Origin of the sequence: Coprobacter secundus subsp. similis (assembly GCF_015097275.1) — a bacterium.
Lineage (GTDB): Bacteria > Bacteroidota > Bacteroidia > Bacteroidales > Coprobacteraceae > Coprobacter > Coprobacter secundus.
The window spans coordinates 2,379,862-2,397,460 of sequence record NZ_AP023322.1; the positions used below are offsets into that span (position 1 = coordinate 2,379,862).

The window sequence follows — 17,599 nt, forward strand, 5'->3', positions numbered from 1 at the left end:
TTCTATTATTATATTCTTATTTTCTATTTATTCATTATTCCTAGGGCTTTAGACAAATATACATTACATAAACGTACATCTATCTCTGCATCTATTTTCTCTGATTCGGCCTGTAACCATGCCGTTTGTGCTTCCAATACATTATCAGTAGTCATCACACCTTCTTCAAAGCCGTATTGAGCATTCCGTAAGTTTTCCTCAGCCTTTTCCATATTTTTACGGGTCATCTCCAACTTTTTATTTGCTTCATTTACCTTAAATGAAGCTTGATTTACTTGCAACTCTATCTTTTCTTTTGCATCTTCCAGATTTAACATCGCTATATTCCGCTCTGTTTTTGCAGCCTTAACTTTATAATAATCTTTTCCCCAATGAAAAATCGGAATTTTTAAAACTACACCGACACTAAACATGCCCGATAGTTTATTCTCAAAACTATTGAAAACATTTGGATTAGAAAATATATAGTTTCCCGTTAAAGCTAAATTAGGTAGCATAGAAGATAAAGCTACTCGCTGCTTGTATTTATAAATATCAGTAGCTAATGTCAAACTATGTATTTCACTACGATGAGCATATACTTCATCCATATTAAATGCTTGTGGAACCAATTCTACCTGAGGAGAAGAATTTTCATCGGCCAAGTTATATTGCAAATCGACCGGTAAACCACATATTTGAGCCAGCAACATTTTAGACAAGCTTAATCCATTGTCAACTTTCGTCAAGGTTATCTGCGCCTCATTCAATTTTACTGCGACCGTAAGTCCATCCGATTTCGTCGCTACACCTTCAAGAATCATCTCCTGGACATTATTATTTAAAGTATCCAAAAGACTTACATAACTCTCAGCTAATTTTTTCTTATAAACCAACGAAACTACTTGCCAATAAGCTTCATCTACTTTAAAAATTAAATCTTTTACGGCTGTATTTTTTTGAGACTGAGCTAATTTTTCAGCATACTTGGTTATCTGATTATATGCCCTGATTTTTCCTCCCATATACAAAGGCTGAGTTATCGTCACTGCTCCGGCAAAAACATTTGTTGTATTTGTCCGTAACGCGTCAACCAAAGACCCCCCGACAGCATTTAACGGAGCTACCAGCCCAGATAACATAGGTCCAAGTATAGTTTCATAAGGCGGAGGAATCATTCCCTGCACAGCATTAGCAGCTTGTGTTCCTAACTGAGACAACTCAGCTTTTTGGTCTTTACTCAACAATGAAATCTCTTTAGAATTGTACATATAAGTACCCATCACATCAATCCCTGGTAAATAGTTAGCAAATGCCGACTTTTTTTCATAACCAGCTGCTTTAATCTTTTCTTCGGCAATACGTATTTGCTTATTATTATTCAACGCCATATTCCTACAAGAATCAAGCGTAAAAACTTGTTGTGAAATAGCAGTACTGCTTATTGCAGCCAGCAAACAGAGGGAGATTAATTTTTTCATTCTGCTCTTCTTTTAAGATAATGTTTTATCTTCTTTTTTAAAAATAATCTATGCAATAATTGCATAAACAATCTTTTTTCTTTAAAAAAAATAGCGACTTCACAGCCCTATCTTTTCACATGCTGCAAAGATATATTACTTATCAAACATAACAAGCTTTTACTTCGTTAAGTTCACAGTATTTATCATTTTTTAATACAAGAAAGTGCATAAAACGGTATTATATCCAAATACATAATACACTGATATACAATATAATAATAACATAAACACAATTAGAAACCAATAAAAATAGTATAGTTTTCTTATTCTATAACAATTTTAATCTCCTAAAAAGCAATTAGGCCCACAAATTATTTTAAGTCTTTCAAAAATATCTCTTCACTATTATTCAATAAAGTACTTTAACAATAATATTATTCGTTATATCATAAAAAAATGCGACATATAATAAATATATTTATTATTTTTGCCATCAAAATTTAAATTATTAATTTATATATGATACCAATGAGAAACAAAAGTATTTATCCCTGGATAGTAGTAAGCTTACTATGGGTAGTAGCTTTGCTTAATTATATGGACAGGCAGATGCTCTCTACCATGCAAGCTTCTATGAAAATAGACATTACGGAACTAAACAAGGCAGAAGCATTCGGAGCATTGATGGCCATTTTTCTATGGATTTACGGATTTATGAGCCCAATTGCAGGGATGATAGCAGATCGATTTAGTCGGAAATGGCTTATTGTTGGCAGCCTCTTTGTCTGGTCCGCTGTTACTTTCTTAATGGGATATGCAAAATCATACAATGATCTTTATTGGCTCCGGGCTATAATGGGAATCAGCGAAGCACTTTACATTCCATCTGCTCTTTCTCTCATAGCCGATTGGCATCGTGACAAATCTCGATCTTTGGCAATAGGAATACACATGACAGGTCTTTATGTTGGACAAGCTATAGGTGGATTTGGAGCAACAGCCGCAGCCATGTTTTCATGGCAATCGACTTTTCAATGGTTTGGAATCATCGGGATTATTTACTCATTGATATTAATAGTATTACTACATGAAAATCCCACTCATATTCTAGCAAAAGAAATAGAAACAAAAAGAAATCCTGAACTCAAAAAAACAACACTTCTGGCTGGTATAAGTATTCTGTTTTCTTCCTGGGCTTTTTGGATTATTTTATTCTATTTTGCAGCTCCCAGTCTACCTGGTTGGGCAACAAAAAATTGGTTGCCGACGTTGTTTGCAGAAAATCTAAATATCCCGATGTCCCAAGCGGGTCCATTATCCACTATAACTATCGCTTTTTCTTCTTTTATAGGTGTTATTTTCGGAGGTATTCTCTCAGATCGTTGGGTACAGAAAAATATACGAGGGCGTATTTATACCGGAGCCATCGGCTTAAGCCTAACTATCCCAGCCTTATTATTATTAGGATTCGGACACAACCTCATTGCTGTTATCGGGGCTGGACTTCTCTTTGGCATAGGTTTTGGTATTTTTGATGCCAATAACATGCCTATTCTTTGTCAATTCGTTTCCACTAAATATCGCAGTACTGCATATGGAGTAATGAATATGATTGGAGTTTTTGCAGGAGCTGCTGTAACAGAACTACTCGGGAAATGGTCCGACAACGGAAGTCTAGGGCAAGGATTTGCAATGTTAAGTATAATTGTTGTCGCTGCAGTATTCCTTCAACTATATTTCTTACGTCCCCAAACAGACAATATGAAATAAAATAACAAAATACAATAATTATAATTATGGAAAAAATTATCGGATTAATAGATGCTCCATTTACACCATTTTATGAGAATGGAGATGTAAATTATGAACCTATTGAGGCTTATGCTAAAATGCTACAAAAAAATGGATTACAGGGCGTTTTTATTAATGGTTCATCCGGAGAAGGGTATATGTTGACCGAAAAAGAACGTATGAAACTTGCCGAACGCTGGATGGCTGTAGTACCCAAGAACTTTAAAGTAATTGTACACGTCGGAAGCTGTTGTGTAAAATCTAGTCAAATATTAGCTGAACATGCACAAAAAATAGGAGCTTGGGGTATCGGAGCAATGGCTCCTCCTTTCCCAAAAATCGGACGTATTGAAGAATTAGTAAAATATATCGAAGAAATTGCAACAGGTGCTCCAACGCTTCCGTTTTATTACTATCACATCCCAGCCTTCAACGGAGCCTTCTTACCTATGATTAAATTACTTGAAGAAGTAGACGGGCGAATACCTAATTTTGCTGGTATCAAATATACATTCGAAAGCCTGTATGAATACAATCAATGCCGCCTTTACAAAAATGGCAAGTATGACATGTTACACGGACAAGACGAGACCATTCTCCCCTGCTTAGCCATGGGAGGAGCTCAAGGCGGAATTGGGGGAACAACCAACTATAATGGAAAAGAATTGGTAGGCATCATAGAAGCCTGGAAAAACGGAAACTTAGACTTAGCTCGTGAACGCCAAAATTTTGCTCAAAAAGTAATCAATATTATTTGCCATTTCCGTGGCAATATTGTAGGAGGCAAGCGCATAATGAAACTCATTGGCTTAGACTTGGGCAAAAATCGAACTCCATTTCAAAACATGACAGACGAAGAAGAAATTAAAATGAAAACAGAACTCGAAGCAATAAACTTTTTTAAACGCTGTAACAAATTTTAAATCTCACACATTATGAAAGCTACAGATTATTTAAAATCATGGGCAGCAATCTATCGGAAAGATCTTACAGAAAATATTATGCCTTTCTGGCTAAAGTATGGTCTTGATCGTAAATATGGTGGCATATATACATGCCTTGACCGAGAAGGTCGTTTAATGGATACAACTAAGTCTGTATGGTTCCAAGGACGTTTTGGATTTATCGCTGCTTACGCTTACAATTACATAGAAAAGAATCTTGACTGGCTAGCCGCATCAAAAAGTTGCATAGACTTCATCGAAGCCCATTGTATAGATGCTCATGGACATCTATATTTCGAAGTAACAGAAGATGGAATTCCTCTTCGCCAACGACGCTATGTATTTTCTGAATGTTTCGCTGCTATTGCAATGTCTGAATATGCCATTGCATCCGGAGAAAAAGAATATGCAATAAAAGCTTTAGAACTATTTATGCGTATCAAAAGATTTCTATCTACCCCCGGATTTTTAGAGCCTAAATATTTGCCGGCTTTGCAAGCTCGAGGACATTCTATAACCATGATTCTCATAAACACAGCATCTCGCATCCGTGCAGCCATTCCAGATCCAATACTAGACCAACAGATAGAAGAATCTATATCAGCCATCCGAACATACTTTATCCATCCAGAATTTAATGCTTTGCTTGAAATGGTCGGGCCAAACGGGGAATTCATTGACACATGCAACGGACGTACAATCAATCCCGGTCATTGCATTGAAACTGCATGGTTTATCTTGGAAGAAGCTAAATTCCGCAACTGGGATAAAGATCTGATATCTTTGGGGCTTCAAATTCTTGATTGGTCATGGTCTTGGGGATGGGATAAAGAATATGGAGGTATCATTAACTTTCGTGACTGCAAAAATTTTCCTTCACAAGATTATTCCCAGGACATGAAATTTTGGTGGCCACAAACTGAAGCTATCATTGCAACACTTTATGCTTACCGAGCCTCTTATGATGAAAAATATTTGTCAATGCACAAACAAATCAGCGAATGGACATATTCTCATTTCCCAGATAAAGAATATGGTGAATGGTATGGATATCTACACCGAGATGGCTCAATTGCCCAACCAGCAAAAGGGAATCTTTTTAAAGGTCCTTTCCATATTCCTCGAATGATGATACTCAGCCATACTCTTTGTTCAGAATAAGATGAGCTTCTTTATTTTTTTAATAAATTCAACATGGATAGAAAAAAAATTGATCTCACAATCTCATGTTACGGAAAAACAAAAGATGAAAAATATGATGTTGTCATATTGCCATGGGGAGCAATAGAACCTCACAATTTTCACTTGCCTTATCTTACTGACTGTATTCTGCCTCATGATATAGCTGTCGATGCAGCCCAGTTAGCAAGAGAACGTGCGGGAATTCATTGCATGGTAATGCCTCCTGTTCCTTTCGGGGCACATAATCCCGGACAACGAGATTTGCCATTTTGTATACATACACGACAAATCACCCGTCAATACATTTTAGAAGATATCGCAGCATCCTTATACAACCAAGGGATACGACGTTTAGTTATTTTAGGTGGGCATGGAGGAAATGACTTCAAAGGCATGATACGTGACCTGTATATAGACTATCCGGATTTTCTCATATTGGCAACTAACTGGTTCGAAATTATTTCTGGAAAAGATTTTTTTGAAGCAGAGATAGATGACCATGCCGGGGAATCAGAAACATCGGTTATGATGTATTATCATCCCGAGCTGGTAAAACTTAGTGAAGCTGGTTATGGAGAAGTCAAAAATTTTGCAATTCCATCTCTAAATAAAAAAATTGCTTGGACTCCCCGCCATTGGGACAAAGCTTCCACCGACAGTGGCATAGGAAATCCCAGAAAGGCTTCTGTTGAAAAAGGGAGAGATTACGCCCATGCTATAGTTGAAAAATTAGCAGACTTATTTATTGACATTACAAAACATAAGTTATATTAATCTTTATTTAATCTCACTTTTTTGTTTGAACATGAAAGTGAGATTATTCTTTCTTGCTACAACATCAGGCAAAATATCCTTAACAATATTTTTTGAGGGTATATTCGGATTATAAACTATTTATCATCCATCCGACCAACTAACTAACGGGTTATGATTATGAGTCTCATCAATACTGAGATTTCAGTATTTTCTTATCATCCGAGGTAATTCCGACGATTTCAAAAAACATACCTTTCCCTATTGCCAGCAAATTCATTACATTCCTATCTGTAACTACAAACAACAAATCATTTTCTCGATTTACCTTTTGTACCAACCAGCTCAGATTTCTTTTTTAAATCGGCAATTTTTATAAACAGCAGTTTTTCTTCACTCATAGGTACGCAACTTCATTAATTAAAAATGATCAGATTATAAGACTAAAGACACCAACATAAAGGAGGATAATCAAATATACAATTTTTTTTAGTAAAAAAACTGGTATATAAAATAAAAATATACTCCTATTTCCTAAAAATACAACAATATAATAATATGGTATACAATAAAAAAGACGCTTATTTACATAAGCGTCTTTGACTTTTTCTCATACTATTTTTTCAACTCAAAATTGCGACTTCCTATAAGATAATTATCTGCAAAAATATCAACTCGATAATCACCTGGATATAAAAACTCTTCTACCGGCCAATATATACATAAGTTCATTTCCTCTCCTGTATATTCTATTAATTTACGACTTGAATAATTTATATCACTATCTTCATAGTGAAAAAGAGCATTACGATCTTTTACCAATACATCACCATCCGGTTTCACTATACGTATATAAATATACTTTTCACCGACCTCAGCCGTTACATTTTTAGCAAGAGCAAAGCAAATTTTCAGTTGTTCTGTCCTACTAATTTTGGAAACAGTTTTTCCCCTACCATTTATAGATGTAACCGTTATCCCTACCGCATCAAGTTTCGATGCCAAAGTTACTTTATGACTTAACTGTTCCTTATCTTTTTGTAAACGGGACGCAACCTGAGATGCTTCTTGATATTTTCTGGTAACAGTTTTATTCTCCTTAACGAGTTTTTCATTCAAAGAATTAAGCGAATCAATCTGTATAATATAATTTCTCATTACACTCCTCAAGGTTGCTAATTCCTTTTTCAATTCATTAATCCGAGCCGAATTTGTAGACTTAACAGTCCGAAGTTCCTCAAGCAACCGCTGAACTTTCATCTTCTCAGCATCAAGTTTTTCAACCAAAGAATCATTATTTATCAATAATTTTCCTCCTTCATACTGATCATACTGGAGAGCCAAGTCTGCATACTCTCTCTCAAGAGCATCTCTTTCTTTCTCCATTTCTACTCGAGTTTTAAATTCCTCCATCTCTTTATGCTGGCGGAAAATAAAATAAGCTGCAATGGCTAAAATAACGGCCAACACAACAGTAATAATGATCCATGTTACAGAATTTTTCTTCATATCCAGTCCGGTTTACCAACTTCTTAGATTCGGCCTACTGATTTACAGACAAAGGCTTAATGGCCACAAATGTACAAGTTTTACCTTTTATTATCAATGTATATTAGATTTTTTAAAGAATCAAGGCTAAGAAAATTTTATTTTTCCCAAAGTTACGTACTCATCTAACTAAACATACACGCAACAGACAAGCATCGTCTTATGAATAAAATGAAAAGCCAATTGTAAAACAAAATGAAAATACTTATCTTTGCCCTTCCTATGTACTTAACATAATGACGGTGAAAAGATTGATAGATTTTTTGAGGAATCACCTCATCATAAGAACTCTTTTACTAATATCTCTAGTAGCATTAATACTATTAGCGACTCTATTATTCGGGCTTAATAGATACACTCGCCATGGACATGCCATAAATGTCCCTAATATAGAAAAAATGTTTATAGAAGATGCTGTACCGTTATTAGCACGATACAATTTAAAATGTGAAATAATAGATTCGATATATGTTTCAGGTGCTATCCCAGGAAGCATCATAGACCAAACTCCGCAAGAAGGTTCGAAAGTCAAGGAAAATCGTATCATTTTTGTTACAGTTAATGCCCGTTCACCTCGAAAAATTGCCGTTCCAGATGTGAAAGATATGTCTCAACGACAAGCAATAGCATTTATTACCGGAATGGGATTCCCAGAACCTTCAACGGAATATATCACATCTGAATATAAAGATCTCGTAATTGAAATATATTATAAAGGTCATCCTGTTGAGAAGGGTACAAAATTGCCTGCCGACGCTCAATTAACATTAAAAGTTGGTGATGGATATATGCAACCAACATTTATATCCGACTCAGATTCTATTGAAGTTGAAGCTCCGGTAATTGATGAAGAGTGGTTAGAATGATGAATGAAGAATTAGATAAATTAACAAATATCCTCCCTGATTACAATGAATTCACTGACGAAGAAGGGAATGAACTCTACGAACATTTCAGATTTGTCGCAGATAAGGGACAAAATCTACTACGAGTAGATAAATTTTTAACTGCCAGAATCGAAAATGCCTCACGTAATCGAATACAACAAGCAGCCGAAGCTAAGTGCATCCTTGTAAATGGAAATCCCGTAAAATCGAATTACAAGGTAAAACCCTACGATATTGTATCGGTCGTAATGGACCGACCTCGCTACGAACTTGAAATTATTCCAGAAAATATACCTCTTAATATAGTCTATGAAGACGATGATGTATTGGTGGTAAATAAACCTGCGGGGCTAGTTGTACATCCAGGACATGGCAACTATACTGGAACTTTGGTCAATGCTCTGGCATTTTATTTCCGTAACAGTCCGACATTTGACGTTTCAGATCCTCGTCTGGGTTTAGTACACCGAATTGACAAAGATACATCTGGACTTTTAGTTATTGCAAAAACGCCTGAGGCAAAAACGCATCTTGGTCTACAATTTTTCAATAAAACAACACAACGCAAATATATTGCTATCGTATGGGGCAATATGGCCGAAGATCACGGAAGAATAGAAGGAAATATCGGTCGCAGCCTTAAAGACCGACTACAAATGGCAGTATTTCCTGATGGAGATTATGGGAAAACGGCAGTTACACACTATACAACTCTTGAAAGAATGGGCTATGTATCAGTCGTTGAATGCCGACTTGAAACAGGTAGAACCCACCAAATCAGAGTTCACATGAAATATATCGGTCATCCATTATTCAATGATGCTCGTTATGGAGGAAATGAAATTCTAAAAGGGACAACGTTCTCAAAATACAAACAATTTGTAAATAACTGTTTTGATATATGTCCTAGACAAGCTTTACACGCCAAAACGTTAGGTTTTATCCATCCTCGTACAGGCAAAGAGCTTTTTTTCGATTCTAATATACCTGAAGATATGTCAAAACTAATAGAAAAATGGAGAAATTATATGTCTAACAGAGAAATTTACTGAAAGACTATAGGCTTATTTAAAATTTATAGGTAAATTTATATTGTAATAAAAATGGACAAGCGAAAAATTGCTATTGTCGCTGGTGGAGACTCATCGGAGATGGTTGTTTCAATTAGAAGTGCAAAAGGTATTTATTCTTTTTTAGATACCAAACGGTACGATGCATATATAGTGAAATTATCCAAAAATGATTGGCATGTAGAATTGCCCGGTGAAACAACTGTAAAAATAGACAAGAATGATTTCAGTTTTTGCTTTGAAGGTAAAAAACATATATTTGATTTTGCCTACATAACAATACATGGTACACCGGGTGAAAACGGTCTTTTACAAGGATACTTTGATCTGATAGGCATGCCGTATTCTTCATGTGGAGTATTAGCATCAGCTTTGACGTTCAATAAATATATATGTAATCATTATTTACAATCATTCGGTTTTCCCATTGCCCAATCTATATTATTGCGCAATGGCGAATCGATAAGTAACGAAGAGGTTATAGAAAAAATCGGGCTGCCTTGTTTTATAAAGCCCAATGTGGGTGGGTCAAGTTTTGGTACCACAAAAGTCAAGGAAAATGACCAGATTCAACCAGCTATCCAACTCGCTTTTAAAGAAGGAGGAGAAGTTATTATCGAGTCATTTATGTCAGGAACTGAAATAACTTGCGGATGTTACAAAACACGAGAGCATGATATTGTATTTCCTATTACAGAGGTAATAAGTAAGAATGAGTTCTTTGATTATGAGGCAAAATATACAGCATCAAAGGCCTCAGAAATAACTCCGGCTCGATTATCCCAAGCAATAACTGAGAAAGTGCAAAAAATGACTTCTCGTATCTATGATATTATTGGTTGTAAAGGAATCATTCGTGTTGATTATATTATCATAGGCGAAGAACCCCATTTACTTGAAGTAAATACTACTCCCGGAATGACAGAAACAAGTTTCATTCCACAACAAGTAAAAGCCATGGGTATCGACATGAAAGAGGTAATGACCGATATTATCGAAAATGAATTAACACATAATACAGTAGTAAAAAGATAAAGTTGAAATATTATTTTTGCAATGAAACAGCTTTTTGATTTTGATGAAATCAGACCTTTTTACGATGAAGAAGTTCCGGAAATTATTCCGTCAATCATCTCAGAAAAAGGATTTGAACATGCCGTCAAATACATCATACCTGATGTCGATTACAATAAATTTTGTAATCAAATGCTTTCTTGTCATTCGAAGAAAGATTTTCAAGACAAACTGGCCGTACCCTTTTTATATCAATTGATACACGCATCTTCTTCCGGAGTAGATGGCTCTGGTTTTGAAAATTTAAGTCCTTCAGAAAGCTACACATACATGTCAAATCATAGAGACATCATTCTCGATGCTTCGTTTTTGAATGTTATGCTTCTTGAAAATGGATTTGATACCAGTGAAGTAGCTATCGGAGATAATTTGCTCATTTATCCTTGGATATCTAATTTAGTACGAATCAACAAGAGCGTCATCGTCAACCGGAATGTTCCTGTGCGCAAAATGCTTGAAGTATCAAAGCGTCTGTCAAATTACATTCATTTTGCCATTAAAATAAAACATCAATCTCTATGGATAGCCCAAAGAGAGGGTCGCGCAAAAGATTCTGATGACCGAACACAGGAAAGTATGATTAAAATGTTCAATTTAGGTGGTGGAAGTGATCTTAAAAGTAATATTGCAAGTCTGAACATTGTCCCCGTATCCATATCTTATGAATATGATCCATGTGATTATCTGAAAGCCAGAGAATTTCAACTTAAAAGAGATAATCCATCTTTCAAAAAAACCCCTCATGACGATCTTTTAAGTATGGAAAAAGGTCTTCTCGGATATAAAGGGCACATTCACTTTGCTGTCTCTTCTCCCATAAATAAACAATTAACTCTGATAAACGATAAATTGGGAAAAGCAGAAACAATCACTGAAATTACCCATATTATAGATAAAGCTATCCATAGTAATTACAAAATATATACTGGAAATTACATAGCTTATGATTTATTAAATGAAGACCAACGCTTTATCGACAAATACACACAAGAGGAAAAAGAACTCTTTGAAAATTATATACAACAACAAATAAATAAAATAAAAGACATCCCTAACAAGGATGAGTCTTTCCTGAAACACAAAATCTTAGAAATGTACTCTAATCCATTAAAAAACAAGCTTATAGCAATAGGAGACTTTTAATTAAATTGCAAATCTTAATAATAGTTTTTTCATTGACCAGATTTTCCTGTAATTGTTTTTACCAAAATCAATTACTTTTCTTTAAGACACTCAGACCTTCTTATGAAAAATGGAAATTGAACACTAAACTATACAGAAAAGGAATGGTAATATTACAATTACCATTCCTTTTTTATTAAGAATATTTTTAACTTCTTTTTATTTAGCTTCCCAACCTAAAGCACTTGCACCTAATACAGCTGCATCGCTTTCCTTCAATTCAGAAAGCATTACTTTAACTTTGCCTTTATATATAGCCAACATATTACGCTCCATCGATTCGCAAATAGGCTTCATAATCAAATCTCCTGATTTTGCTAATCCACCAAAAAGAATAATTGCTTTAGGGCTTGAAAAGGCTACAAAATCAGCAAATGCTTCACCCAAAATAGTTCCGGTATAATCAAATATTTCTGATGCAAGCTTATCGCCTTTTACTGCTGCATCATATACATCTTTTGAAGTAATATCTTGAATCGGAATCTGACGTAATAAACTATCATCTTTGCGTATCTCAAGAAACTCTCGCGCAGTACGGGCAACTCCAGTTGCTGACGTATAAGCTTCCAGACATCCTGTGCGTCCACATCCACAAAGACGTCCATTTGTACGACGTATGATCACATGACCTAATTCTCCAGCAAAGCCATCATGACCATAAACCAATTGTCCATTTATTACAATACCGCTACCAACTCCTGTACCTAAAGTAATCATGATAAAATCTTTCAGTCCTCGAGCTGCACCGTAAGTCATCTCTCCAATTGCCGCAGCATTTGCGTCATTCGTCAAAGAAACCGGTATTCCAAAACGATCACTCAACATTTGGGCTAAAGGAATAACCCCTTTCCAAGGCAAATTAGGTGCGAACTCTATTGTACCATTAAAATAATTGCCATTAGGTGCCCCTACACCTATACCCATAATCTTATCTGTTGCATTTTCTTGCTCCAACAAACGAGATAATTCAGTATATAGGTCTGTAACATAATCCTCTACCTGATTATACTTTTGAGTTTTTATAGAACCACTGGCAATAATGGTTCCACGTGCATCTACAATGCCAAATACAGTATTGGTTCCACCAATATCAATACCAACTACATATGGTTTACTCATGGTCATACTTGTGTGTTTTTATTAATTTCCAGACAAAGTTAAGATATTCTTTTTGTTGACGATGAAAATAGAAAGAAAAACGCCCTATTTTCTGTTAATTTTTCTTCCTAAAAAAATCAACCACAATCTTTTACCTCTATTTTGCAATGTCTACATTGCAAAATAGAGGTAAAAGATTGTGGTATAAAAAATATATTGTATATTTGCCACGCAAAAAGAACACGTATAATTATTAATTACAACTTGTGATTTTGCCTATTAATAAATTAATTAAATTATGAGTAATAACTTATTAAAAGGGAAAAGAGGTATTATCTTTGGGGCTTTAAATGAAATGTCCATTGCATGGAAAGTGGCAGAACGAACTGTCGAAGAAGGTGCAATTATTACCTTATCGAATACTCCTGTCGCTGTACGTATGGGCCAAGTCGATGAATTGGCAAAGAAAACGAATGCAGAAGTAATTCCTGCCGATGCAACAAGCGTCGAAGACTTAGAAAATGTATTTGCAAAATCAATGGAAATATTAGGAGGAAAAATTGATTTTGTTTTACACTCCATCGGAATGTCTCCTAATGTACGTAAAAAAAGGCCTTACGATGATCTCGACTATGATATGCTAGACAAAACATTAGATATTTCAGCCATCTCTTTCCATAAAATGATTCAAGTTGCAAAAAAGATGGATGCCATAGCTGATTACGGTTCTATCATTGCACTTTCATATGTCGCTGCGCAACGAACCTTATTCGGATATAATGATATGGCTGATGCAAAAGCATTATTAGAATCTATCGCACGAAGCTTCGGATATATCTATGGCCGGGAGAAAGGTGTCCGCATTAACACCATATCACAATCTCCAACAATGACTACTGCTGGTAGTGGAGTCAAAGGAATGGAATCTCTAATGGATTTTGCAAACCGTATGTCTCCTCTCGGAAATGCATCAGCTGCAGAATGTGCAGATTACTGTATCGTCATGTTTTCTGACCTCACTCGTAAAGTTACAATGCAGAATCTCTATCATGATGGAGGATTCTCCAGCATGGGGATGAGCCTCAGGGCAATGGATCAGTACAATAAAAGTTTTGACGAATATCGAAATGAAAAAGGTGATATTTGCTACGGATAACAAAGTACATTTCATATATAGAAAAAGCCGGATAATCCGGCTTTTTCTATATATGAAAGAAATTCCCCTCAAAACATCTTTGACACCCGTTTCACAGCTGTAACAAAAGCATCTATTTCCTCCTTTGTATTATACATGGCAAATGAAGCCCTAACCGTACCTTCAACGCCCAAACGCTCCATTAATGGTTGAGCGCAATGGTGCCCAGTTCTTACAGCTATACCGAATTTATCAAGTAACATTCCCATATCATAATGATGGATATTTCCTACATTAAACGAAATTACTGAGCCTTTATTTTGTGCCGTTCCATAAATATGCATTCCGCCAACTGTCATCAACTGGTTGGTAGCATAAGCTAATAACTCATGTTCGTGAGCTGCTATCTTGTCCAATCCTACACCTTCTACATAGTCAAGCGCTGTAGCAAATGCTGTAGTTCCAATGTAATCGGGAGTACCAGCTTCAAATTTATAAGGTAATTCATTAAAAGTCGTACGGTTAAAAGATACATGAGCAATCATCTCTCCTCCTCCTTGATATGGAGGCATCTTATCAAGCCATTTTTCTTTCCCATAAAGTACCCCTATACCTGTCGGGCCATAAATCTTATGAGCAGATAACACGTAAAAATCAACATCTAAGGCCTGTACATCAACCGATACATGCGGAGCAGCCTGAGCTCCATCCAACAAAACAGGAATACCATAACCATGAGCTATATCGATTAAATCTCTTACTGGATTAATAGAACCCAACACATTTGACATATGAGAAATAGAAACAAATTTAGTTTTTTCATTAAATAACTTACGATATGTTTCTATGTCCAGCTCCCCTTTGTCATTAATCGGGACAATACGAAGTTTTATTTTTCGATAATTTTGTAACAATTGCCATGGAACAATATTAGCATGATGTTCCATCTCAGAAAGAATTACTTCATCCCCATCCTTCAAAAAAGTATTGCCAAAGCTACTTACCACTAAATTTATTGCTTCAGTCGTACCTCTCGTAAATATAATTTCTTTTGAATCTGAAGCATTTATAAACTTCTGGACTCTTTTCCTCGAAGCTTCATGAGCCTCTGTAGCTTCTTGACTTAGGTAATGAACCCCTCGATGGACATTAGCATTAGTATTATAATACTCTTCCGTTATCTTGTCAATAACGCATATGGGCTTTTGCGTTGTGGCTGCATTATCAAAATATATCAACGGTTTTCCATATACTTCACGAGATAATATTGGAAAATCTCCTCTTATTTTCTCCGTATCCAGCATAATTTTATATTTTTATCGACACACTCCACATCCTGCACATTTAGACAATTCCCCCCGGAAACGCTTTTCTACCAACTGCCTCAATCTGTCTTTCAACGCATCTAAACGAATATTCTCAATTACATCGTTAGTAAAAGCAAACATTAACAACATCTTTGCCTCTGACTCAGATATCCCTCGAGAACGTAAATAAAACAACGCATTCTGATCAAGTTGCCCGACTGTAGCCCCATGACTACATTTTACATCATCAGCATAAATCTCTAACTGAGGTTTTGTAAACATCCTAGCTTCCGGTGTAACACATAAATTTTTATTACTCTGATACGCAACTGTTTTTTGCGCATCTGTCCGAACCAATATTCTACCACTGAATGAGCCTTGTGCGTCATCATCAATTACATATTTAAATAACTCATTACTATGACAAAAAGGAACAGCATGATCAATAAATGTATAATTATCGACCGATTCTTTCCTATCGGCAATGGCCATTCCACAAAGGTTAGTTTCGGCATTTTCTCCCATAAGGGTTATATAATAATTATTCCGAGTAACTCCATTGTGCAAAGTAATTCCATTAACTAGTACATTTGATCCTGCTTCCTGCCTAACGAATGTAGATGCCACTCTTGTCGTAGTAAGGGTAGACTCTTCCATATCATAAAAATCGAATACGGAATTCTTACCTGCATAAATTTCTGTCACCTGAGATGCCAAAAATTTCGCATTATCCATCGTATGATCACACACCAGGAGTTTTGCTTGAGCCCCTTCTTCTAAAATAACCAGCAAACGTCTATTTACCATAAAATCACTCTCACCTCTTAGTATATTGATTAGCTGCAATGGCTTTTCTAATATGGTTCGTTGAGGGACATACAGGCAGAAACCATCTTGCGCTAATGCCGTATTTAATGCAACAGTCCCATCTTTGGAGTTATCAGCAATTTTATTATAATATTTCTCTATTAATTCTGGGTGCGACAAAGCTAATTCTCTCAAACTTCCGACCAACACACCTTCTGGAAGCCGGGCTTTATTCTCATGATATGTATAGAAACTATCATTTACAATAAAATATAATAGTGTACTTAAATTAGGGACATCGCAACGGAAAACCTCATATGGATTCACAGGAATATCCAACCGGTTCAAATTCAGCCCATAATCAGGAGCATAAGCCGTTGGAATGTCTGTATGTTTATAATTTTCCGACGTAATTTTAGGAAAGCCCATTTTTTTAAACACAGATATAGCGTCGGTACGCTGTGCATTAAGTACAGGAGCAGATTTTGCATCAATCAATGATGTAAATCTTTCATATAATTCAATATATTGTTTCTCGGCACTCATTTTCATCTATATGATAGATACAAATACATCTTCGATATACCTTCCGGCATATTTTCCTTATATTTTAATATCCCTGTTATTGATCTATTTCTTTCTTTATCCAGTCATATCCTTTTTCCTCCAACTCAAGAGCAAGTTCGGGACCTCCGGATTTCACAATACGACCTTTATACAGAACATGCACAAAGTCTGGAGCAATGTAATCAAGTAAACGTTGATAATGAGTAATAACTATCGTTGCATTCTTCTCTGACTTCAGTTTATTTACACCTTCTGCAACAATACGTAAAGCATCTATATCAAGCCCACTATCTGTTTCATCCAAAATAGATAAACGAGGCTCAAGCATCGCCATTTGGAAAATTTCATTTCTCTTCTTTTCTCCACCGGAAAAGCCCTCATTTACTGAACGACTGGCTAATTTATTATCGAGATCAACTATCGCCCGCTTTTCACGCATCATTCGCAAAAAATCTGTTGCAGAAATAGGTTCCTGCCCTCGATACTTTCTCTGCTCATTTATTGCAGCCCGCATAAAATTTACCATACTCACCCCTGGAATTTCTACAGGATATTGAAAACTAAGAAATATTCCTTCATGAGCCCGATCTTCCGGAGAAAGCTCTAACAAATCTTTACCATAAAAAGTAATAGCACCTTTTGTAACTTCATACGCAGGGTTACCTGTCAAAACTGCAGACAACGTACTTTTACCAGAACCATTAGGTCCCATAATTGCATGTACTTCTCCAGGTTTAACCGTTAAATTAATCCCTTTCAATATCTCTTTGCCATTAATATCGGCATGCAGGTCTTTTATTTCTAGCATATAT

16 protein-coding genes are annotated in these 17,599 nt (G+C 35.7%); 9 read left to right on the forward strand and 7 right to left on the reverse strand.

Features of this window, described 5'->3' with window-relative positions; all coding sequences use genetic code 11:
- Positions 1-23: 23 nt before the first annotated feature.
- Positions 24-1,460, reverse strand: coding sequence for a TolC family protein (locus Cop2CBH44_RS09405; protein ID WP_200754693.1), 1,437 nt, complete (start codon positions 1,458-1,460; stop codon positions 24-26).
- Between the two features lie 510 nt (positions 1,461-1,970).
- Between Cop2CBH44_RS09405 and Cop2CBH44_RS09410 the strand changes: the two genes are divergently transcribed.
- The 4 genes from Cop2CBH44_RS09410 to Cop2CBH44_RS09425 are packed head-to-tail and all read left to right on the forward strand — an operon-like array spanning position 1,971 to position 6,133.
- Complete coding sequence (locus tag Cop2CBH44_RS09410) at positions 1,971-3,212, forward strand: MFS transporter (protein WP_200754694.1); 1,242 nt, start codon at positions 1,971-1,973, stop codon at positions 3,210-3,212.
- A 26-nt stretch (positions 3,213-3,238) separates the two neighbouring features.
- Positions 3,239-4,156 carry a dihydrodipicolinate synthase family protein gene (locus Cop2CBH44_RS09415; RefSeq protein WP_200754695.1) on the forward strand — a complete coding sequence of 306 codons (918 nt, stop codon included), beginning with the start codon at positions 3,239-3,241 and terminating at the stop codon, positions 4,154-4,156.
- Between the two features lie 12 nt (positions 4,157-4,168).
- On the forward strand, positions 4,169-5,338 hold the full coding sequence (locus tag Cop2CBH44_RS09420) for an AGE family epimerase/isomerase (protein ID WP_021930032.1): 1,170 nt from the start codon (positions 4,169-4,171) through the stop codon (positions 5,336-5,338).
- Between the two features lie 33 nt (positions 5,339-5,371).
- A complete protein-coding gene (locus Cop2CBH44_RS09425) occupies positions 5,372-6,133 on the forward strand; it encodes a creatininase family protein (RefSeq protein ID WP_200754696.1) in 762 nt (253 codons plus the stop codon).
- 169 nt (positions 6,134-6,302) lie between these two features.
- On the opposite strand, the gene Cop2CBH44_RS09430 is transcribed toward Cop2CBH44_RS09425, so the two are convergent.
- Entirely contained in the window at positions 6,303-6,452 is a 150-nt protein-coding gene (locus Cop2CBH44_RS09430) for a hypothetical protein (protein WP_154668356.1), read from the reverse strand.
- A gap of 275 nt (positions 6,453-6,727) precedes the next feature.
- Positions 6,728-7,621, reverse strand: coding sequence for a DUF8429 coiled-coil domain-containing protein (locus Cop2CBH44_RS09435; protein ID WP_021930029.1), 894 nt, complete (start codon positions 7,619-7,621; stop codon positions 6,728-6,730).
- 281 nt (positions 7,622-7,902) lie between these two features.
- On the opposite strand from Cop2CBH44_RS09435, the gene Cop2CBH44_RS09440 reads away from it, so the two are divergent.
- The 4 genes from Cop2CBH44_RS09440 to Cop2CBH44_RS09455 are packed head-to-tail and all read left to right on the forward strand — an operon-like array spanning position 7,903 to position 11,834.
- Positions 7,903-8,526, forward strand: a complete 624-nt coding sequence (locus tag Cop2CBH44_RS09440) for a PASTA domain-containing protein (protein ID WP_157256252.1) — start codon at positions 7,903-7,905, stop codon at positions 8,524-8,526.
- A complete protein-coding gene (locus tag Cop2CBH44_RS09445; protein WP_154668355.1) occupies positions 8,523-9,599 on the forward strand; it encodes an RluA family pseudouridine synthase in 1,077 nt (358 codons plus the stop codon). The genes Cop2CBH44_RS09440 and Cop2CBH44_RS09445 overlap by 4 nt, the downstream gene beginning before the upstream one ends.
- A gap of 51 nt (positions 9,600-9,650) precedes the next feature.
- Complete coding sequence (locus Cop2CBH44_RS09450) at positions 9,651-10,652, forward strand: D-alanine--D-alanine ligase (protein ID WP_021930026.1); 1,002 nt, start codon at positions 9,651-9,653, stop codon at positions 10,650-10,652.
- A gap of 21 nt (positions 10,653-10,673) precedes the next feature.
- A complete protein-coding gene (locus Cop2CBH44_RS09455; RefSeq protein ID WP_200754697.1) occupies positions 10,674-11,834 on the forward strand; it encodes an acyltransferase in 1,161 nt (386 codons plus the stop codon).
- A gap of 198 nt (positions 11,835-12,032) precedes the next feature.
- Here the strand turns inward: Cop2CBH44_RS09455 and Cop2CBH44_RS09460 are convergent, their stop codons facing one another.
- Complete coding sequence (locus Cop2CBH44_RS09460; RefSeq protein ID WP_044230665.1) at positions 12,033-12,992, reverse strand: ROK family protein; 960 nt, start codon at positions 12,990-12,992, stop codon at positions 12,033-12,035.
- Between the two features lie 277 nt (positions 12,993-13,269).
- On the opposite strand from Cop2CBH44_RS09460, the gene Cop2CBH44_RS09465 reads away from it, so the two are divergent.
- A complete protein-coding gene (locus tag Cop2CBH44_RS09465; RefSeq protein WP_200754698.1) occupies positions 13,270-14,127 on the forward strand; it encodes an enoyl-ACP reductase FabI in 858 nt (285 codons plus the stop codon).
- Between the two features lie 68 nt (positions 14,128-14,195).
- Here Cop2CBH44_RS09465 and Cop2CBH44_RS09470 read toward each other — a convergent pair whose 3' ends face one another.
- The 3 genes from Cop2CBH44_RS09470 to sufC form a co-directional block, all read right to left on the reverse strand.
- Positions 14,196-15,410, reverse strand: coding sequence for an aminotransferase class V-fold PLP-dependent enzyme (locus Cop2CBH44_RS09470; RefSeq protein WP_276512450.1), 1,215 nt, complete (start codon positions 15,408-15,410; stop codon positions 14,196-14,198).
- 12 nt (positions 15,411-15,422) lie between these two features.
- Positions 15,423-16,766, reverse strand: coding sequence for a Fe-S cluster assembly protein SufD (gene sufD / locus Cop2CBH44_RS09475; RefSeq protein ID WP_021930021.1), 1,344 nt, complete (start codon positions 16,764-16,766; stop codon positions 15,423-15,425).
- Positions 16,767-16,842: 76 nt separating this feature from the next.
- Complete coding sequence (sufC, locus tag Cop2CBH44_RS09480) at positions 16,843-17,595, reverse strand: Fe-S cluster assembly ATPase SufC (RefSeq protein WP_200754699.1); 753 nt, start codon at positions 17,593-17,595, stop codon at positions 16,843-16,845.
- Between the last annotated feature and the right edge of the window lie 4 nt (positions 17,596-17,599).